Origin of the sequence: Marinobacter sp. EVN1, assembly GCF_000475375.1 — a bacterium.
Taxonomy (GTDB): Bacteria; Pseudomonadota; Gammaproteobacteria; order Pseudomonadales; family Oleiphilaceae; genus Marinobacter; species Marinobacter nauticus.
Window position 1 is genome coordinate 42,800 of record NZ_AXCB01000011.1, and the last position, 19,589, is coordinate 62,388.

The 19,589-nt window shown below is 59.6% G+C and carries 16 protein-coding genes; 6 read left to right on the plus strand and 10 right to left on the minus strand.

Features of this window, described 5'->3' with window-relative positions:
- Positions 1-20 precede the first annotated feature (20 nt).
- A complete protein-coding gene (locus Q674_RS24755; protein WP_023008087.1) occupies positions 21-1,112 on the plus strand; it encodes a hypothetical protein in 1,092 nt (363 codons plus the stop codon).
- A gap of 26 nt (positions 1,113-1,138) precedes the next feature.
- Here the strand turns inward: Q674_RS24755 and Q674_RS24760 are convergent, their stop codons facing one another.
- From Q674_RS24760 to Q674_RS24770, 3 genes are all read right to left on the minus strand, one after another.
- On the minus strand, positions 1,139-1,366 hold the full coding sequence (locus Q674_RS24760) for a hypothetical protein (RefSeq protein ID WP_022991822.1): 228 nt from the start codon (positions 1,364-1,366) through the stop codon (positions 1,139-1,141).
- Positions 1,367-1,528: 162 nt separating this feature from the next.
- Entirely contained in the window at positions 1,529-2,815 is a 1,287-nt protein-coding gene (locus tag Q674_RS24765; RefSeq protein WP_011783677.1) for an EstA family serine hydrolase, read from the minus strand.
- A gap of 71 nt (positions 2,816-2,886) precedes the next feature.
- Positions 2,887-4,110 (minus strand): sensor domain-containing diguanylate cyclase, encoded by a 1,224-nt coding sequence (locus tag Q674_RS24770; protein ID WP_023008088.1) that lies wholly within the window; start codon positions 4,108-4,110, stop codon positions 2,887-2,889.
- Positions 4,111-4,245: 135 nt separating this feature from the next.
- Between Q674_RS24770 and Q674_RS24775 the strand changes: the two genes are divergently transcribed.
- From Q674_RS24775 to Q674_RS24795, 5 genes are read left to right on the plus strand one after another with little or no spacing between them, the layout of a single operon-like run.
- Complete coding sequence (locus Q674_RS24775; protein WP_023008089.1) at positions 4,246-4,626, plus strand: c-type cytochrome; 381 nt, start codon at positions 4,246-4,248, stop codon at positions 4,624-4,626.
- Between the two features lie 2 nt (positions 4,627-4,628).
- Positions 4,629-6,038 (plus strand): D-arabinono-1,4-lactone oxidase, encoded by a 1,410-nt coding sequence (locus tag Q674_RS24780; RefSeq protein ID WP_023008090.1) that lies wholly within the window; start codon positions 4,629-4,631, stop codon positions 6,036-6,038.
- Between the two features lie 2 nt (positions 6,039-6,040).
- On the plus strand, positions 6,041-7,345 hold the full coding sequence (locus Q674_RS24785) for a DSD1 family PLP-dependent enzyme (RefSeq protein ID WP_023008091.1): 1,305 nt from the start codon (positions 6,041-6,043) through the stop codon (positions 7,343-7,345).
- 60 nt (positions 7,346-7,405) lie between these two features.
- Positions 7,406-7,876 carry a Cys-tRNA(Pro) deacylase gene (gene ybaK, locus Q674_RS24790; protein ID WP_011783672.1) on the plus strand — a complete coding sequence of 157 codons (471 nt, stop codon included), beginning with the start codon at positions 7,406-7,408 and terminating at the stop codon, positions 7,874-7,876.
- 4 nt (positions 7,877-7,880) lie between these two features.
- Positions 7,881-9,074, plus strand: a complete 1,194-nt coding sequence (locus Q674_RS24795; protein ID WP_011783671.1) for a cation:proton antiporter — start codon at positions 7,881-7,883, stop codon at positions 9,072-9,074.
- A 75-nt stretch (positions 9,075-9,149) separates the two neighbouring features.
- Here the strand turns inward: Q674_RS24795 and Q674_RS24800 are convergent, their stop codons facing one another.
- From Q674_RS24800 to Q674_RS24830, 7 genes are all read right to left on the minus strand, one after another.
- Positions 9,150-11,393: an NADP-dependent isocitrate dehydrogenase gene (locus Q674_RS24800; protein WP_011783670.1), complete on the minus strand. Its 2,244-nt coding sequence runs from the start codon at positions 11,391-11,393 to the stop codon at positions 9,150-9,152.
- Between the two features lie 465 nt (positions 11,394-11,858).
- Positions 11,859-13,847 carry an acetoacetate--CoA ligase gene (locus tag Q674_RS24805; protein ID WP_023008092.1) on the minus strand — a complete coding sequence of 663 codons (1,989 nt, stop codon included), beginning with the start codon at positions 13,845-13,847 and terminating at the stop codon, positions 11,859-11,861.
- A 16-nt stretch (positions 13,848-13,863) separates the two neighbouring features.
- Positions 13,864-14,643: a 3-hydroxybutyrate dehydrogenase gene (locus tag Q674_RS24810; RefSeq protein WP_023008093.1), complete on the minus strand. Its 780-nt coding sequence runs from the start codon at positions 14,641-14,643 to the stop codon at positions 13,864-13,866.
- A gap of 13 nt (positions 14,644-14,656) precedes the next feature.
- Entirely contained in the window at positions 14,657-16,021 is a 1,365-nt protein-coding gene (locus Q674_RS24815; RefSeq protein ID WP_023008094.1) for a TRAP transporter large permease, read from the minus strand.
- Positions 16,021-16,659 (minus strand): TRAP transporter small permease subunit, encoded by a 639-nt coding sequence (locus Q674_RS24820; protein ID WP_011783666.1) that lies wholly within the window; start codon positions 16,657-16,659, stop codon positions 16,021-16,023. Before Q674_RS24820 ends, Q674_RS24815 begins: the two co-directional genes overlap by 1 nt.
- Before the next feature lie 115 nt (positions 16,660-16,774).
- On the minus strand, positions 16,775-17,827 hold the full coding sequence (locus Q674_RS24825) for a TRAP transporter substrate-binding protein (RefSeq protein ID WP_011783665.1): 1,053 nt from the start codon (positions 17,825-17,827) through the stop codon (positions 16,775-16,777).
- Positions 17,828-18,139: 312 nt separating this feature from the next.
- Complete coding sequence (locus Q674_RS24830) at positions 18,140-19,585, minus strand: sigma-54 interaction domain-containing protein (RefSeq protein ID WP_410110932.1); 1,446 nt, start codon at positions 19,583-19,585, stop codon at positions 18,140-18,142.
- Positions 19,586-19,589: the final 4 nt, after the last annotated feature.

The window sequence follows — 19,589 nt, forward strand, 5'->3', positions numbered from 1 at the left end:
GCACCCCGGGGTCACCTGAAATGAGACATTCCTGCCTTTTTGCTGCTGTTTCACTCACGTTACTGACACTCAGCGGGTGTCGGGTCGACAGTGGCGGCGATTCCTCGTCGACGTTAAATCCGGCCAGTAATGTCGATCTCACCTTCAGCACCTTCGACCTGGCGGATACAGACCGTGCCCCGAATACTCTGAGCAAAACCCGCTTTGCTGACTTCTATCCCGGTATCGAGCCGAACGGCGCGGACCAGACCGCGGAGTACCAGGCAACGGCTGCCGACATCCGTCGCCATATCGACCGGTTTATCGGTGCCGAACCCACCAGCGACGGAAAAAGCTACCGCAAGGTTCGTAACCCTCTCGATCTGATGAATCAGGTGATCAGCGTAGGGCGCGTTGATAATTTTGATGAAGGGCGGGGCTATATCCGCAGGCGCATTGAAGCCGATGAATCAGGAACCTATAACTCCAGGGCCAACCAGGCCTCCATCCGATTTACCGATCAGGCTGCAACCCTTGAAAACCGACCTCTGAATGCCCGGGAATGGCGTTATCAGACCCTGGACTGGCGTTACCAGGCTGGCAGCGAAACCGGGCATGTTTATCGCACTATCCAGCACGTTGCCCGCAGCGTCGACGCCGAAGACAGGGATAAACAGCCACAACTGCTGAGCGTTCTCGCAGGCTCGAGGTTCAATGCAGCCTCATTCAGCGCCATTGGCTACAACCAGCCGGAATACGCGACAGCAGACTACGTGTCACGGGATTACGGCGGCATCGAACTGCGCCAGGAATTCATCGGAACTACCCAGAAAGATACCTTGTATATTAAAAGCCCGGAGCAGGCGGTCATCGATTTCAGTCGACACGGCTTCAATATGGAGGACGACAGCCCGGACTGTCTCCGCATTGAACTGGATTACGGCATGAGCACGGTCCATCTGTTCGTCTCCAACGACGAACCGGCAAGAATTCCGGATCCGGAGGAAGATCCAGCCGATTACGAGAACGCCGATGACATTCCAACCGTCAGCAATCCGGCAAACTGTGCCAATCAGCCGGAAACGGAATTCCTGATGTCCTGGAATGCAGTATCAACTCCTGACCGACAGTAGCAATCGTCTCTGCAGAACCGGGCCGGTTACAGGTCCCAGTTCTGCAGAAAGCCCTTTTTTCGGCAGATCATCCGTTCGTATGTGGAAATCATGATGGCTGCGTGGGGGGCTTTGGTCAGGCGCAGGGTTTCAATACGACGTTCCAGGCGTTGCACCTCATCGCAGATCTGCTGCTGCACGTGGGAACGAACACTGTCGTGCTGATCAAGCTTGACGCTACGCTGCTCAGGCGGGGGAAATTGCGGCTTTTCCATAGTTAACCTCGTCCAATGAGTGTGGAAAACATCCTTATTGATTGATGCCAAGTGTGCCGAACTGTCAGACAAAGTGCAATTACAATGAACAAGCTTTCACTTTTTTTGACAGATTCTGGCGTCAGGCCTTGAGCGCCAAGGCCTGGCGTCTTAATGAAACGCTCAGGCTGCCACCAGTCTCCGCTGGTTTTCCGGCAACACCGGGAACTGTTTGCAGACAGTGTAGACGAAACGGGCCAGGGCTGGTAAGTGATGGCCCACAATCGGAAAACCGGTGTTCAACAAGCTGACGGAAATGTCCCGGGCCGGGTCCGCCCAGCACAGTTTATTGATCAGCCCGACATGGCCAAACGCATAACGGCTTTGCTGGCCCCAAAGGCCAACAGGATTGCTGCCCAGCATCATGCCGGCACTGAATCGCATGGGCACCAGCATGGTCCTGTCCATCTGCAGTGAGCCAAATTGCTGGATGGCACGGCGAACCGTGAGTTCGCTGCAGATGCGCTTGCCATCCCAACTGCCACCATTGAGCATCATCTGGAAGAAGCGCCCCATTTCTTCGGCCGTGCCGCACAGGTTTCCGGCGGGGATCACCGCCTCCTGGAAGCGGGGGTCGTTGGTGACTTTCTCCACCGTCCGGATATCACCGCCCAAGGCGCGGTTCACCACCCAGGACACCGGAAACCGGGGCGTCGGCCCGGTAGCATAATTGCTGGCCAGCTCGTGCAGGTGTTCGGGAGCTATGCCATAGGTAAACCATTTCATACCCATGGGGCGGCGCAGGTAACGATCCAGGTAGCTTTCGATAGTGTCGCCGGTTACCTTTTCCAGAACCCGCTGCAACACAAAGCCACCGGTAATGGCATGGTAGGCCACCTTGGCGCCGTCCACTTCGACTGGCTTGGCGGCGCACAGAAGCCGCCAGATTTCGTCGCGGTCCCAAAGCACGTCGATCGGGGTTTCCCGGGGTATCGCGGGGATACCGCCCCGGTGGGAGAGAATCTGGTGCACGGTAATCGTGCGCTTGCCGTTACGCGCAAATTCCGGGCAATAGTAGGACACCGGGTCCATCAGGTTGACCAGCCCCTGCTCGGACAACATATGCATCAGTAACGCGGTGACTGCTTTGGAGGCGGAAAAGAAACAGATCGGGGTGTCGGTGGTCATGGGAATGCGCGGCAACGAGGCCGGATCGTGGGGACCATTACCCCGGGCGTGCCCGATCGACCGGTGCAATACCTGCTCACCCCGATAACGCAGTGACAACTGAATACCGGGATGCACACCCGTTCTGTACAGGGCCTCAACACTGCGCCAGACGGCTTCGGCGGCATTGCTGTCGAGCCCGACCCGATCCGGATGTTCACCGGCGGTGTCGCAAAATGTCACCGGGTTCAGGTCCCGAGGCACATTACAGGTATGCAGGGCACGGCGGGCGAGTGAATGCATGATAAACGCCTTATCAGTCTTGTTATTGGTTGGTGCGCCAGAGGTTTTTCGAACGGGGCCGGAAAACGTGACTATCTGAAACCATTATGGACTGGCTGAACCGCCTGTGCCATGGCGATACAGTTCCGACCCTGTTTTTTGGCCCGATACATCGCCTTGTCGGCGGCAGCGCAAAGTGCATCCAGGGTATCGCCATGGTCGGGAAAGACCGCCACGCCAATACTGATGGTCAATCGAATGTTGTGGCCGGATTCCAGGGCCACCGGCTGATTACAGACACGCTGGCGCAACCGCTCTGCCGTTTCCTCCGCTTCCGCAACGTCCATTTCTGGCAGAATAAGGACAAACTCCTCGCCCCCGAAACGGCCCAGGGTATCAACACTGCGGACGCTGTCCTCGAGCAGACTGCTGATGGAACAGAGCACGGAATCCCCTGCAGCGTGACCCCAGGTATCGTTGATTTCCTTGAAGTGGTCAAAGTCGATCCACAATAACGCGAGGGGACGGTTGTACCGACGCGCCCGCTCCAGCTCTTCGATCAGCACCCGTGAGCACTCCCGGCGGTTGAGCACGCCGGTCAGTGAGTCCCGCGTCGCCAGTGCTTCGAGCTCGTTTTCCAGTTGCTTGCGGTCGGAAATATCCAGAATAATGCCCTCAAGCACCATGGTGCCGTCATCATCCAGCACTCCGCAGCCCCGCTCCCAGACCCATATCTTCCGTCCGTCCTTGCGGGTAATGGCGTACTCGACGGAAAAAGACTCATCTTTGCGGACCGCCGCTTCCACTTCCTGCGCGACCTGTCCGGCGTCTTCCTCATCCATCAGGGCCGCGTAGCTGGTGATTCGATTACGAATCAGCTCCTCAGGTTGATACCCCGTGAGATCGGCACACCCGGCCGATACGAACAACATGGTCCAGTCTTCGTCGGGCAGACAGCGGTAGGCCATACCCGGCAGGTTATCCATCAGCACTGTCAGCTGTCGTTCACGCCGACGGAGCGCCCGGCGCTGGTCGGCTTGCAGGGACAGCAGCACGCGGTCCTTGTTGAGCTGGCGCAGAATCACCGTGAACAGCACCAGGCCGGTCACCACCACAAACAGGACCCCTTTCCAGGTCTGCACCAACGACAACATGCGGGCATCTGGAAACCAGAGCTCGACGATACGATCCGAGAAAGTAATCCAGATAAACCCGGCCACCAGATACACCAGAGTTGCCCACAGCGCACGTCTTCGCGGACTGTGGCTTTCCTTCAGTCGGGTCAGCCCCGGATAATCCGGCCGTTCTGGCTGCATGCCAATTTCCTTGTCGCCTCAAGCTTCCTATACAAAAAATAGACAGTTACGGCTCATGAGTCGAGAAGGATTTGCAGTTTCAGTCGGGATCGATGACACTAAACGTGACACATAATCGCGTTACGGATAACAAGAATGAGATTGCACCAGCATCTGCCTCGGGCCATTGTGGCCACCATTACCATCGGCCTGGCTGCCTGTAATGGCGGTCACAGCCCATCTGCTGCCGTTCAGGCCCATGCCGCCAACAGCAGCCCGGCGAGCCCGGAACTGGCCGCGGTTTACCAGCGATCCTGCCAGACCTGTCACGCCCGCGGCACCTCGGATGCCCCCTTGACCGGCCACGGCGAGGCCTGGCAGCCAAGGCTGGCCAAAGGCATGGAAACCCTCGTGGATAACGTGGTCTCTGGCATCGGTGGCATGCCACCCTACGGGCTCTGTATGGACTGCAACGCCGAGCAGTTCCGCCAGCTGATTCGCTTTATGGCCACACCCGCCGAAGCGGAGGACCACTGACGATGCAACGGCGCCATTTCCTGCAGTTACTGGTCAGCACTGCCATCGCCAGCCATCTGACCGGTGCCACCGCCAGTGAGAGCGCATTGCCGGCTGCGGGCGAGCCATCACAAAGCCCTTTGCCCTGGCGAAACTGGTCCGGCTCCCAGACCTGCCTGCCCGAAAACCGGATTGCTCCGGCCAACATTGACGAGCTCCGGCATCTGCTGCAGAACTCTGACCATGCGGGGACTACCATACGGCCCGTGGGGTCCGGGCACTCATTCTCGGCCCTGGTACCCACCGACGGCATTCTGGTCTCATTGGCGCGCATGACCGGTGTTCTGAGCCACGATGATCAGCAGTGCCAGGCCCGCATCGCTGCCGGAACTCTGCTGGGGCAGGTGGGCCGGCCGCTGGACGCCATCAACCAGGCATTGTTCAACATGCCAGACATCGATCAACAGGCATTGGGCGGGCTGTTGGCCACCGCGACCCATGGCACCGGCGCCGGGTTGATGAGCCTGTCCGGCTATGTCGAAGCCCTCACGCTGATGACTGCCGGGGGCGAGCTGCTGGAATGCAGCCGGCACCGGCACCCGGAGATTTTCCACGCCGCCCGGGTTGGCCTCGGCTGCCTCGGCATTGTGACTGATGTGACCCTGCAGAACACCCGACCTTACCGATTGCGCAAGACCACCGAGTGGCTACCGCTGGAGGATATTCTGGATTCTGCCGATGCCCGCGCCGACCAGCATCGCAACTACGAGTTCTACTACATTCCTTTTTCCGGCATGGGTTTTACCAGCCAGCATGATCTGACCGCCGAACCGGTATCGGCCACCACCCATCTGGACCAGAACGACGGCGCCCGGGATCTTCAGCGGGCGCGGGACTACCTGGCCTGGTCGCCCCGGTTACGCCGGCTGATCCTGGGCGGCTATATCCGCTCCCTGGACAAAGAAGTGAAAGTGGCCGCGTCCTGGCAGAACTACACCAGCGACCGCAATGTCCGTTTCAATGAAATGGAATACCATTTGCCGCGGGAAAACTGGCAGGCGGCCTTCCGGGAGATTATGTCTGTAGTGGAAGCACAGTTTCCCGAGGTGTTCTTTCCCTTCGAGGTTCGCTTTGTGAAGGCCGACGATGCCTGGCTCAGCCCGTTTTACCAGCGTGATTCCGTTTCCATTGCGGTACACCGGTTCTTCGAGGAAGACTATCAACCCATGTTCACAGCGCTGGAGCCGATTTTGCTGCGGCACGGCGGCCGGCCCCACTGGGGCAAGCTCAACACCCTCAAGTCCGGTGATTTCCGGGCCCTGTATCCCAGGTGGCGGGATTTTCTGGAGGTGCGGCGCAGCCTGGACCCGGGCGGGCGGTTTCTCAATCCTTACCTGGCCGGCCTGTTCGAGACGACGGGGGAGAGCGCGTAACCATGGCCCACAGTGATGCCTTCGTTCGACAACGTCGCCGGCTTCTGCTCGGCGCCACCGCCCTGGGTGCCGCCGGCGCCCTGGCCTGGCTGCGACCAGAAGCCCGCCGGGACGGTCATCACCCCTATTTCCAGGCCCTGGACGCCGCCCTTTCCAAAGCTGGCCTGGCAACCCCGACGCTGGTGCTGGATCAGGCCAGGCTGGATCACAACCTGTCGGCCCTGAACAGTCACCTGAACGGCGAGTACCACTACCGCATTGTGGTCAAATCACTGCCTTCTCTGCCGCTTCTGCAACGGATCATGGCAGCCACCGGCAGCAACCGGCTGATGGTCTTCCACCAACCCTTTCTTAACACCGTGGCCGAGGCCCTGCCTCAGGCGGATGTACTGATGGGCAAGCCGCTTCCGGTGGCCGCCGTTGACCGTTTCTATCAGCAGCTCACATCCAGTACCAGCGGCTTCCGGCCAGAACAGCAACTGCAATGGCTGGTGGATTCCCGGCAGCGGCTTGAGGCCTATGAAGGTTTCGCCCGGGCACAACAACGCCGGCTGCGGATTAACCTGGAGATCGATGTTGGCCTGCATCGTGGCGGGTTTACCGACACCGGTGACCTGGCTCGGGTCCTGACCATGATTGAACGCTCGCCCTGGCTCAGTTTCAGCGGGTTCATGGGCTACGAACCTCATATCATGAAAGCACCGGGGCCAGCGGCCTGGCTGCGGGACCGGGCCATGGCGCGGTATCAGGATTACGTGTCCACCGCCGAGCAACACCTGGGACGCTCACTGACAGACCTGACACTTAACACCGGGGGGTCCACCACCTATCAGCTCTATCGCAGGCTGTCCGGCGAGCTGCCCGTGAATGAGCTCTCCGCCGGTTCCGGCCTGGTAATGCCCACGGATTTCGACCTGCCAACACTGACTGACCACCGGCCCGCGGCGTTCATTGCCACGCCGGTCCTGAAGCTGCTGGAAACCACCCGAATTCCCGGTGCACCCGGGCTGGGCCGTCTGCAGGCGCTGTGGAACCCGAACCGGGCCCGCACGGCTTTCATCTACGGCGGCAACTGGCCGGCAACGCCGGTGTCACCGGCAGGATTAACCGATAATCCGGTCTACGGCCGATCCAGTAATCAGGAAATGCTGAATTTCGCCGATGGGCTCGATCTGGCAGAGGGCGACCGGGTGTTCCTGCGGCCGCACCAGAGCGAATCGGTCTTCCTGCAGTTTGGAGACCTGGCCATCTTCGATCCGGCCAGGGGAGCCATCACCCACCGCTGGCCTGTGTTCCGGGAAGGATGAACTCGTTGGCGGCACATGCTTTAATCGGTGCTACGTTCGATCCAACCAACAGGAACCGTCATGACCCCCGCAATCAACGCCGCCAAACAGGCCCGGGTGAATTTCATCATCCACGAGTATGAGCACGATCCGGCTGCGGAAAGCTATGGCGAGGAAGCGGCGGAAAAAACCGGTGCAAACCCGGCCCAGGTGTTCAAGACCCTGGTAGTCAGCCTCGATGGTAAGAATCTGGCGGTGGGCATCGTACCAGTCACCGCCATGCTCGGATTGAAACAGATTGCCAAGGCCGCCGGCGCCAAGAAGGCCGTCATGGCCGACAAACAGCTGGTGCAGCGCACCACCGGCTATGTCCTGGGTGGGGTCAGTCCCCTGGGCCAGAAAAAACCTCTGAAAACCTTCATCGACCAGTCTGCCGAGGGCTTCGAAACGGTCTTTGTCAGTGCCGGCAAACGGGGCCTGGAAATCGAACTGGCACCCGCCGATCTGGCCCGACTGACCCAGGCCCGGTTCGCTCCGCTGCAACAGGAGTAAGGGGGTGAATCACGCCAGCGACCTGATCCTTATCGGTAGCACCCTGCTGCTGGCACTCGCTGCGCACGCCGTGGGCCAGAAGGTACACGTGCCCCGGGTGACGCTGCTGCTGTTGCTGGGCGCCCTGGCTGGACCGGATCTGCTTGACCTGCTGCCGGATAACGCAGACCAGAGCTTCAGCCTGATTACCCAGTTAACCCTGGCGATGGTGGGTTTTCTGCTGGGTGAACGGATGTCGGCACGGGATCTCAGGCAGGGAAAAGAAGCGCTGATTGTCAGCCTGGCCGTCACGTTGCTGACCGCCGCGGCCGTCATCCTGGCGGTCTGGGCCGTCACCGGCAACCTGCCGGCGGCTCTGCTGCTGGGCGGCATTGCCACCGCCACCGCACCGGCAGCAACCCTGGATGTCCTGCGCGAAGCGGGCGCCAACGGCCCGCTCACCCGTCTGGTGTTTCAGGTGGTCGCCATCGACGATGCCTGGGGCGCCATACTGTTCAGTGTTCTGTTGGTGGCGGCCGGTCTTTTGCTGGGCAACGGCGACCTGAGCGGCCCCACGGCCATGTTGCACGGGCTCTGGGAAGTGGCAGGCTCGGTGCTGCTGGGTATGGTACTGGGGTTTCCCATGGCCTGGCTGACCGGGCGGCTACGGCCGGGTGAACCCATGCTGCTGGAATCCGCCGGGTTTGTCTTTGTCGCGGCGGGTCTGGCCAGCTGGTTTGGCCTGTCGTACCTGCTGACCTGCATGACCCTGGGCATTGTGGTGGCGAACCGAGCCCGACATCACGTTCGGCCGTTCCGTTCCATCGAAGGCATTTCCGAGCCCTTCCTGGCACTGTTTTTCTTCATGGCCGGCTACCAGCTCGACTGGCTGGCGCTACCCACCCTCGGTGCGCTTGGCCTGGCCTATGTACTGGCCCGCATTGGCGGCCGTCTGGCCGGGGGATATCTGGGTGGCCTGCTCGCCGGCTCTGCTCCGGAAACCCGGCAGCGTATCGGCGCCTGCCTGATGCCCCAGGCCGGCGTTGCCCTGGGCCTCGCCCTGGTGGCCACCGAACGGCTGCCGGAGCTTGGCTACATTCTGCCGCTGGTGATTGGCGCTACGGTGGTATTCGAGTTGATCGGCCCGCCGATGACGCTGCTTCAGCTACGTAAGGCCGGTGAAACCGGACAGGGCTACCAGGAAGAGCCAGACGAATAAAAAACCCGGTGAGCCTCAAGCGCACCGGGTTTCGGGGATTCATGCCGGGCCCATGGCCCGGCTGAAACACTGGCCTTACTTCACGGAATCCCGTGCCTCGGCCAGGATCTTGTTGAACGTGGCGCTCGGCTGCATGACCTCGCACACCTTCTCCATGGGCGGGTGGTAGTAACCACCGATATCGGCCGGATGGCCCTGCACCACGGTCATTTCTTCCAGGATCTTGTCCTTGTTCTCCTCCAACTGGGCAGACAGCTTGGTGAAGAATTCTTTCAGTTCCTTGTCTTCATCCTGTTTGGAGAGCTCTTCCGCCCAGTAGCGGGCCAGGTGGAAGTGGGAACCACGGTTGTCCAGCTCGCCGGTTACCCGCGACGGAGACTGGTTGTTTTCCAGCAGTCGCTCGGTGGCCTTGTCCATGGTCTGGCCCAGCAGGCGGGCACGCTCGTTGTTCTGCTTCTCGCCCAGCTCGTCCAGCGACACCGCGGTGGCCAGGAACTCACCCAGGGAATCCCAGCGCAGGTGGTTTTCCTGAATCAGCTGCTGTACGTGCTTGGGTGCGGAACCGCCGGCACCGGTCTCATACAGACCACCGCCGTTCAGCAGCGGCACGATGGACAGCATCTTGGCGCTGGTGCCCAGCTCCAGGATCGGGAACAGGTCGGTCAGGTAGTCACGCAGCACGTTGCCGGTGACAGAGATGGTGTCCAGGCCGCGAATCAGACGCTCCATGGTCCAGCGAATGGCGCGAACCGGAGACATGATGCGAATGTCCAGGCCTTCGGTGTCCAGTTCAGCCAGGTAGGTTTTGACCTTCTTGATCAGTTGGGCATCGTGGGCACGCTCATCGTCCAGCCAGAATACGGCCGGCATGCCGCTGGAGCGGGAACGGTTAACCGCCAGCTTGACCCAGTCGCGGATCGGCAGATCCTTGGTCTGGCAGGCGCGCCAGATATCGCCTTCCTCAACCTTGTGCTCGGTCAGGACAGTGCCGTCTTCGGCCACAACGCGCACGACACCGTCTTCCTTCATTTCGAAGGTCTTGTCGTGAGAGCCGTACTCTTCGGCTTTCTGCGCCATCAGGCCCACGTTCGGAACGGTACCCATGGTGGTGGGGTCAAACGCGCCGTGGGTCTTACAGAAGTTGATCACTTCCTGGTAGATGGTGGCGTAGGTGGACTCCGGCATCACCGCCTTGGTGTCCTTCAGCTTGCCATCACGGGCCCACATCTTGCCGGAGTTACGGATCATCGCCGGCATGGAGGCGTCGACAATGACGTCACTCGGCACGTGCAGGTTGGTGATCCCTTTAACAGAATCGACCATGGCGATTTCCGGACGGTGCTCGTAGCACGCGTGCAGGTCTTCCTGAATCTGCTCCTGCTTGGATTCCGGCAATTGCTTGATCTTCTCGATCACGGACGACAGGCCGTTGTTCGGGTTAACACCGATTTCCTGGAACAGCTCACCGTACTTGTCGAACAGTTCCTTGTAGAAAACCTTCACCGCGTGACCGAACACGATCGGGTGGGAGATTTTCATCATGGTGGCTTTCACGTGCAGGGAGAACATCACGCCGGTGTTCTCACAGTCGGCGATGGCGTCCTCAAAGAACTTCACCAGCGCCTTCTTGCTCATGAACATGCCGTCGAGCACTTCGCCTTCCTGCAGCGGCAGGTCGGATTTCAGAACGGTCTGCTCGCCCTTTTTGTTCTCGAACACGATGCGGGCGTTGGTGGCCTTATCCAGGGTCACGGACTGCTCGCTGGAGTAAAAGTCACCACCGCGCATGTGCGCCACGTGGGTACGCGAAGCCGGGCTCCATTCGCCCATGGTGTGCGGGTACTTACGTGCGAAGGCCTTGACCGCGGCCGGCGCGCGACGATCGGAGTTACCTTCACGCAGTACCGGGTTAACGGCACTGCCCAGCACCTTGCTGTAACGGGCGTGGATTTCTTTCTCTTCGTCGGTCTCCGGGTGCTCCTTGTACTCGGGCACCTTGTAGCCTTGCTCGTTCAGTTCTTTGATCGCGGCACGCAGCTGAGGAATGGAGGCGGAGATGTTCGGCAGTTTGATGATGTTGGCGTCCGGATCCTTGGTGTACTCACCCAATTCAGCCAGGGCATCCGGAACCCGCTGGTCTTCCTCAAGGTAGTCCGGGAAGCCTGCCAGAATACGCGCCGCGAGAGAGATGTCGCTGGTTTCGAAATCGATGCCAGCCGGCTTGGCGAAGGTTTCCAGGATGGGAAGCAGTGACCGGGTGGCGAGGGCGGGAGCCTCGTCGGTCAACGTGTAGACAATCTTGGCTTTGGATGATGTCATTTTCGTCCTCAGGCTATTGGGTGGGTTCAGGACGGTCATGGCGCGGTCGGGCGTCTTGTGAACGTCCGGTCGGGCCAGTGACTGATTCGGAACTTTTGATAGACCTACTAAGATAGCATTTTTTACAAAATTTTGGTTACGATCTTAGTATAAGAACGGACTTAAAATGCCTGATCTTCCGTGACAGGACGATGAAATGGCAGGAATTTACGAAACTTTCTAACATTTATCAGGTAAGGGGTAAGCGTGAGAGGGGGAGAGCTTTCCAAAACACGCTGTGAATACCTCCCTGTACGCTCTGCTCCGCCATCCATGGCTCCGCAAGGTTTTGGAAAGCTCTCCCCCTGCCACGCCCAAACGATGTACGGGTAGTCCAATTTCATCGTCGCAGAGTTCGCAAATATGGGCTGTTTTGTCGACAAAACAGCCCATATCGGCACACTTCACATTCCCCTTTATCCAGAATCAGTCGGGCAACAACCCTGCTTGCGCCAAACGTTCCCGAATCCGGTCCAGCGCTTCCGGGTTGCCCAGTGCATCCCGGTTGTCGGCTTTCCTGGAGCCGTTGATCAGCCGGGCCACCGCGAGTTCCACTTTTTTGCCGCTACGGGTGTAGGGAATGTCCGGCACCTCGACAATGTGTTTGGGCACATGTCGGGGGCTGGCACCTTCTCGGATTCGGGTTTTCAGGGTTTTGACCAGGTCGTCGGTGACGTTCTGGCCTTCGGCCGGAACCACGAACAGCACCACTTCCACGTCGCCGTCGATCTGGCGTCCGACCACGAGGCTGTCTTTAACCGCGTCAACGGTTTCCACCTGACGGTAGATTTCGGCGGTGCCGATGCGCACGCCGCCAGGGTTGAGGGTGGCGTCGGAGCGGCCGTAGATGATGGCGCCGCCGTGTTCGGTGAATTCGATGAAGTCGCCGTGGGCCCAGACGCCGGGGAAGGTGTTGAAGTAGGCGTCTTTGTAGCGTTCGCCGTCCGGGTCCTGCCAGAAGCTGACAGGCATCGAGGGCAGTGGCTGGCGGCAGACCAGTTCGCCCCGGCCTTCGCTGACCGGCTGGCCGTCGTCGCCGTAGGCGACCGCGTCCACGCCCAGGAAGCGGCACTGGATTTCACCTCTTCGCACCGGTAACAGTGGTGTTGATCCCACAAAACAGCCGCAGATGTCGGTGCCGCCGGCGATGGAGCCCAGCAATACGTTGGGAGCACCGTCGGTATAGATCCAGTCGTAGTCTTCCGGCAACAGCGGGGAGCCGGTGGAGAACACCACGCGCAGGTGGCTCTGGTCCAGGGTTTTCGCCGGTTGCAGTTCAGCTTTGCGGCAGCCGGCGATGAAACGGGCGCTGGTGCCGTAGTGGGTGACCCGTTCTTTCGCTACGGTTTCCCACAGGAAATTCAGACTCGGGTAACCCGGGGAGCCGTCGACGGTGATCACGGCGGCGCCGGTCATCAGGGCAGAGGCCTGCCAGTTCCACATCATCCAGCCGCAGGTGGTGAAGTACAGGAAGCGGTCTTCCGGGCCAACATCACCATGGAGCATCAGTTCCTTGGCGTGGTTAACCAGCAAGCCGGCAGTACCGTGCACGATGCACTTGGGTTTGCCGGTGGTGCCGGAAGAATAGAGGATGTACACCGGATGGTCCGGATCAACCGGGGTGAACGAGGGCGCCTCGCCTTCACCGACCTTCAGGGCATCATCCCAGGTGGTAACCAGTTCGCCGGGGATCGGTGCTTCATCGGGCAGTTGGGCAATGCTGACCACCACCTTCAGGGAGGGCAGGCCAGCGATCAGCTCGGCAAAGTCGTCCTGGCGCGCGAACACTTTGCCGCCATAACCGTAGCCGTTGACCACAATCAGGGCTGAGGGCTCGATCTGGCCGAAGCGGTCGTTGATGGCGCCGATGCCGAAGTCCGGTGACGCGGAGCTCCAGATCGCGCCCAGGCTGGTAGCCGCCAGCATACCCACCAGGGCTTCGTAGCCATTGGTGACCACACCCGCCACCCGGTCGCCCTTGGTAATGCCCTTGCTGCGCAGGAAGGCTTCCAGAGCGCCGGCGTCGGCTTTCAGTTCGGCGTAGGTCTTGCGCAGTACCGGGCGGGTTTCGCAGTAGGCCACCACGGCTTCTTTGTCAGAATGATCGCCGTCCGCCAGCCGCAGCAGGTTGGCGGCAAAATTCAGCTTCATGCCCGGGAACCATTCCGCCCCGGGCATTTCCCGGTTGCCAAGTACCCGTTTGGCCGGTGTCTCGCAGACCAGGCCGCAGTAGTCCCAGACTTTCTGCCAGAAGGTGTCCAGTTCGGTAATCGACCACTGGTGCAGGGCGTGGTAATCATCAAAGGGGCCAAAGCCCTGTTGCTCCAGCCAGGCCGTGAACTGGCCCATGCGGGAACGGGTGAGGGTGTCCTGGTCCGGGGTCCAGACAACCGGTGATTGTTCTGTGTTGCTCATCCGTCTCTCCAGAAAATTACTGCATATGCCAGCCGTGGCTGACCACGATCGACTGGCCGGTCAGGGCAGCGGACGGGAAGGCTGCCAGATGCACCGCCAGTTCTGATACGTCTTCCAGGGTGGTGAACTTCCCGTCCACGGTGTTCTTGAGCATGACCTTGCTGATCACTTCTTCTTCGGAAATGCCCAGCTCTTTGGCCTGCTCCGGTATCTGCTTGTCCACCAGCGGTGTCCGTACAAAGCCGGGGCAGATAATGTTGCTGCGCACCCCGTGCTCCGCACCTTCTTTCGCCACCGCCCGGCACAGGCCCAGCATGCCGTGCTTGGCGGCGACGTAGGGTGCCTTCAAAGGGGAGGCTTCAAGTGAATGTACCGACCCCATATACAGCATGGTGCCACCACCGCTGGCGTACATATGCCTGAGTGCCGCACGAGTCACCAGAAAGGCGCCATCGAGATGCACGTTCATGACCTTGTGCCAGTCCGCATACGCAAGCTTGTGCACCGGATCGATATGCTGAATGCCGGCGTTGGCGACGGCAATGTCCAGCCCACCCCACTGTTTAACCACATAATTGACGTTTACGTCAACTGCATCTTCATCAGTTACGTCCATTTCAAGGGCGATGGCGGTGCCGCCGGCCTGCTCGATGGCAGCCACGGTATCCTGTGCTGCCTGAAGCGTTAGGTCAGCCACAGCGACTTTAGCTCCCTCGCGGCCATAAGCCTCCGCAATGGCGCGACCGATGCCGCGGCCAGCACCGGTAATCAGGGCAATCCGGTTTTCCAGACGCATTGTTATTTTCTCCTTAGTCGTAAGCCACACTCGGCAGCCAGGTCGCGATTTCCGGAACCACGAACACAATGGCCAGAGCTACCAGCTGGATAATGATGAACGGAATAACGCCACGATAAATATCGGTGACTTTGATCTCCGGCGGGGCGACACCCTTGATGTAGAACAGTGCGAATCCGACCGGTGGTGTCAGAAAAGACGTTTGCAGACACATGGCAAACAGGATGGTGAACCACACCAGATCAAAACCCAGCTGCTGAACGACCGGTGCCACCAGCGGCAGAATGATCAGGGTGATTTCCACCCAGTCCAGGAAGAATCCCAGCAGGAAGACACCCAGAAGGATGGTGAGAACTACGCCGTATGGTCCGAAAGGAAGGCCCAGCAGGGCGTCTTCAATTACCTGATCGCCACCCAGACCGCGCAGAACGACTGAGAACGCCGTCGCACCCAGGAAAATGGCGAAGATGAACGCCGCCGTGCGGGTGGTCTGCTGCATGGAGGAATTAAGCACATTCAGGTTCAGTCGGCCAGAGATCAGGGCCAAAAGCAGAGCGCCCAGCGCGCCAACACCGGATGCCTCCGTTGGAGTGGCTATGCCGGCAAAGATAGAGCCCAATACACCCAGAATTAACGCGGCCGTTGGCACCACTGCCTTTGCGACGTCCCAGACGATGGCCCAGCTCACTTTCTCGGTACCCGCCGGTACTGGTGCAATGTTCGGTTGCAGCATCGGACGGATAATGGCGTAGGCCACATACATGGCACCCAGCATGAGGCCGGGGAAGAAAGCGCCCATGAACAGATCGCCGACCGATGCCTCAGGAACGGCCAGCCGGTCCGCCATCAGCACCAGCATAATGGACGGGGGGATCAGGATACCCAGGGTTCCGGTGGCACAGGCAGTACCCACCGCAAATCCCTTGTCGTACTTGTTCTCCATCATTACCGGCAGGGACAACATGCCGAGGAGTACCACGGAAGCACCGATGATGCCGGTGGTCGCAGCCAGCAGTACGCCGATCACAATTACGGTAACCGCATAGCCGCCGCGAACAGCGCCAAACAGCTTGACCATGCTGTTCATCAGTCGCTCGGCCACACCGGACTGGTCGAGCATGATGCCCATGAAGATAAACATGGGCAGGGCCACAAGGGTCTCGCTACTTACCACCTTCCAGATTCGCTCGGGGACGAGCCCCATGGAGGAGGAGTAGTCGAACCATAAGTTGGCACCAAAATTCTCAACGGCAACGACACCTACAACGGTCCAGATAACCGCGGTGCCACCCAACACCCACGCAACCGGAAAACCGGTCATCAACAGCGCCCCGAAAGTGAGGAACATGCCAATTACAAAAAGGGTTTCAAGCTCCATCAGGACGCATCCTCTTTCTTGTTCTCACCGGACTCGACCCGGATTGGCTTCGGAAAGCCGAAAAGCAAAGCGGTAACTTTCAGCAGACGGGACAGGGCCGCTATGATCAGAAGGGCAAAAGACAGCGCCAGAATGCCCTTGAGAATCCAGCGGTAAGGGAGGCCCGCCGGTGCCTGGCTGGTCTCGCCCTGCTCCCAGGAACTCACTGCATAGGGAATCATCTCGTAGACCGCCAATCCCAGAAACGGCAACAAGAGAAACAGCAGGCCAAACAGTTCAATCCAGGCCTGGCCCCTGAGCGACAGTCGCTCATGGATGACATCCACCCTCACGTGATCATCAGTTACCAGGGTATAGCCCAGCCCCAACAACCAACCAGCGCCGGCCAGGTGCCACTGGACTTCCTCCAGGGTGACCGAGCCCATACCAAACGCATAGCGGCCCACCACGGCATAAATGATCACGCCGGTGACCACAAACCAGAGCCAGGAAGCACTCTTGCCTATCGCAGAAATCACACCGTCCAGAACCTGGCTGAACCGGGTGGTCGGAAATTCGGTGTGGTGATGAATAAATTGACCGGCGTCCGACGCCGACGCGTGCACCTCAGGCGGTGAGCCTTTATCAGACACTGCCATACAACCGTTCCTCGTTCAGAAAGCCTACGGGTAAACAGGGATGGCCCCGCAGGGCCATCCAGACTCGATCAGGGGGCACCGGTCATCGCCCGGCCCCCGCAGTCAGCCCCGGACCTTAGAGATCCGCCGGAACGTAGGCGCGGGTATCCCACACCTTGTAGGTTTCCATAAACGCCTGCTGGCTTTCATAGACGCGTTTGAAGTCAGCATCCTTGGATGCTTCCTCCTTGAGCACCTCCTCGGTCACTTCTTTCAGCTTGAGCAGGACATCGCGGGGAATCTGGTCGGCCTGAACGCCCTTGTCCTGGAACTCCGCCAGAACCTTGCCGTTCTTGTACTCACCTTCGGCCAGACCACGAGTAGTGGCTGCAGTGCAGGAGGCTTCAACCAGCGCTTTCTGGGCTTCAGTGGTGCGGTCCCACTCATCCTGGTTGATCAGCATGTACTGTGCGGTGAACTGCTGATGCCAGCCGGGGAACAGGTTGTACTTGACCACCTGATTGAAGCCCAGGATCTGATCAATGGCAGGCATGGAGAATTCCGTGGCATCAATGGTTCCTTTCTCCAGTGCCTGATACAGCTCACCACCCGGCATCATGGTGACAGACGCACCCAGCTTCTCGAGAACCTTGCCGCCCAGGCCCGCAAAGCGGATTTTGAGGCCTTTGTAGTCTTCCAGTGACTCAATCGGCTCGGCATACCAACCCGCCGTTTCGGGCCCGATAATGCCACACAGCTGGGCATGTACCTTGAAGCCTTTGTTGGCGTAGGTTTCCTGCAACAACTCGTGGCCGCCACCGTAGTAGTACCAACCGATGTAGGCCCAGGGCTTCATTCCGAAAGGCACGGCCGCAAACAGTGGAATCGCCGGCACCTTGCCCTGGTCGTACCCGATCCAGGTGTAACCAGCGGAGACCTTGCCATCAGAGACAGATTGGAGAATATCGAATGGTGGAACCAGCTTTCCGGGTTCGTAAACACGAACCTGAATGCTGCCATCAGAAGCCGTGGTCAGGTTATCGGCTACCCAGGCCGCTGGTGAACCCAGGCCAGGCAGGTTGGTGGCGAAAGCAACCGGCATTTTCCAGCGAAGATCATCGGCGAAGGCAGAACCGGTGGTGAGAGCAATCGCACCGGCAACACCGGTGAGAGCCTTGAGAAGTTTCATTGGCAAGTCTCCTTGCTTTGTTGTTGTGTGCGGCCTTTGACGGCCTTATCTGAGTATAGTCAGACAATGCAGGAACAGACGGACAGGGGGTCTCGCGGGTCCAACGGGTAACGCCAGTCTTGTTGTCTGCATTGTTCTGACGTCCTGCACACGGCTCAAAGCACGGGGCATACCAGAAAAAATTAGTTATTGTTTTTCAAAGTGTTAGATAGATTCTTGTGAGGATCAACCGAACAAATCGTCCGGATATAAAGACACATATAGACCTCAGTAGTACGCAGTTGTCCCGATATCCAGACATATGTCCGGATTTCAGGACAGCTTGGCCAGTTTTTCATAGAGTACAGAACGGGAAATCCCCAGCAGCCGGGCGGCCTTGGTACGGTTACCGCGGCAGGTCACCAGGGCCTCTTCAATGGCCTGGGCTTCGGCCTCAGCCACAATGCGGGCCAGCGGCCGCACAGAGCGGGCGGGAACCGGAGAGACCAGACGCTGGCCAGCACGGGGTAATACTTTGAAGATGGCATCGGCATCCAGCAGGTCACCGTCTTCGCTCATGGTCAGGGCCCGCTCCAGCACGTTGCGCAATTCCCGGATGTTGCCCGGCCAGTCGTAACTGCCCAGGGCCGCGACGCCGGCATCGGTAATTTCGCCACGCATGTCCTGGCCCTCACAGATTTCACCCAGCAGGGCTTCACACAGCACGCCCAGATCGGCCAATCGGTCCCGCAGGGGCGGGATATTGATCTCCAGCACATTCAGCCGGTAATAGAGATCTGAACGAAAGCTGCCCTCGGCAATCATGGCCTCCAGATTGCGACTGGTGGCCGCAATCACCCGCACATCCACTGTCGTTACCTTGTTCGAGCCCAGAGCCTCAATTTCCCCCTCCTGCAACGCCCGCAACAGCTTGGCCTGCAACGGCAGCGGCATATCCCCCACCTCATCCAGAAACAGCGTGCCCCCGTTGGCCAGTTGGAACTTGCCCTCCCGGGTACGACGGTCTGCACCGGTGTACGCGCCCGGGGCGACACCGAAGAATTCCGCCTCCAGCAGGTTTTCCGGCACCGCAGCCACGTTCACACCAACAAAGGGCTTATCTGCCCGGGGCGACACCGCATGGATAGCCTGGGCTAACACCTCTTTGCCGGTGCCGGTTTCCCCCAGCAGCAGTACCGGCATGTCCCGGCCTGCCGCCAGTCGCGCCCGGCGCTTTACTTCGAGGGCCGCCGGACTACCACCGACAAAATCGCCCAGACTGTAGCGGGTGCCACGGCTTTTCTTCGCCAGGGCCTTGCGGGCAGCAGCCAGATCCCGGTGCAGGCGCCGGTATTTGGACACCAGCGGTGTCAGTGGTTGCAGGTCATCGTAGAGCACGAAGGCAACAGCACCGACAATGCCGCCCTGATCGTCGTAATACGGCAACCGAGTGACCACCAGTTGCTGCTCATTGTGCTCCATGATGTCCAGCAACAGAGGTTTGCCGGTTTCAATCACCTCTGGCATCCGGGTCTGCGGTATCACCTTGCGCACCGGCTTTCCGATCGCCTGCGAAGGATCCCCGAGCCCCAGCAACTGGGAATAACTGCCGTTGATCCAGGTAATGTTGGTTTCCCGATCCACTGCAATGGCACCGGCACTGGCCTCCTCAAACATGGGAAACAGGGCTTCGATCAGGTCACGGGTAAGGCCGCTCTTGTTCTTGTTGGTAAACAACTCGCTCATAGTCCGCGTGCTCACGGGTGGGGATGGTTTCATGGGC

What these genes read in the sequence shown, in the direction of transcription:
- Q674_RS24815 (WP_023008094.1), bottom strand. Translation starts at nt 16,021, where the DNA reads ATGGAGCTTGAAACCCTTTTTGTAATTGGCATGTTCCTCACTTTCGGG.
- Q674_RS24765 (WP_011783677.1), bottom strand. Translation starts at nt 2,815, where the DNA reads ATGCATTCACTCGCCCGCCGTGCCCTGCATACCTGTAATGTGCCTCGG.
- Q674_RS24830 (WP_410110932.1), bottom strand. Translation starts at nt 19,585, where the DNA reads ATGAAACCATCCCCACCCGTGAGCACGCGGACTATGAGCGAGTTGTTT.
- ybaK (WP_011783672.1), top strand. Translation starts at nt 7,406, where the DNA reads ATGACCCCCGCAATCAACGCCGCCAAACAGGCCCGGGTGAATTTCATC.
- Q674_RS24775 (WP_023008089.1), top strand. Translation starts at nt 4,246, where the DNA reads ATGAGATTGCACCAGCATCTGCCTCGGGCCATTGTGGCCACCATTACC.
- Q674_RS24770 (WP_023008088.1), bottom strand. Translation starts at nt 4,110, where the DNA reads ATGCAGCCAGAACGGCCGGATTATCCGGGGCTGACCCGACTGAAGGAA.
- Q674_RS24785 (WP_023008091.1), top strand. Translation starts at nt 6,041, where the DNA reads ATGGCCCACAGTGATGCCTTCGTTCGACAACGTCGCCGGCTTCTGCTC.
- Q674_RS24825 (WP_011783665.1), bottom strand. Translation starts at nt 17,827, where the DNA reads ATGAAACTTCTCAAGGCTCTCACCGGTGTTGCCGGTGCGATTGCTCTC.
- Q674_RS24810 (WP_023008093.1), bottom strand. Translation starts at nt 14,643, where the DNA reads ATGCGTCTGGAAAACCGGATTGCCCTGATTACCGGTGCTGGCCGCGGC.
- Q674_RS24800 (WP_011783670.1), bottom strand. Translation starts at nt 11,393, where the DNA reads ATGACATCATCCAAAGCCAAGATTGTCTACACGTTGACCGACGAGGCT.
- Q674_RS24755 (WP_023008087.1), top strand. Translation starts at nt 21, where the DNA reads ATGAGACATTCCTGCCTTTTTGCTGCTGTTTCACTCACGTTACTGACA.
- Q674_RS24760 (WP_022991822.1), bottom strand. Translation starts at nt 1,366, where the DNA reads ATGGAAAAGCCGCAATTTCCCCCGCCTGAGCAGCGTAGCGTCAAGCTT.
- Q674_RS24805 (WP_023008092.1), bottom strand. Translation starts at nt 13,847, where the DNA reads ATGAGCAACACAGAACAATCACCGGTTGTCTGGACCCCGGACCAGGAC.
- Q674_RS24780 (WP_023008090.1), top strand. Translation starts at nt 4,629, where the DNA reads ATGCAACGGCGCCATTTCCTGCAGTTACTGGTCAGCACTGCCATCGCC.
- Q674_RS24820 (WP_011783666.1), bottom strand. Translation starts at nt 16,659, where the DNA reads ATGGCAGTGTCTGATAAAGGCTCACCGCCTGAGGTGCACGCGTCGGCG.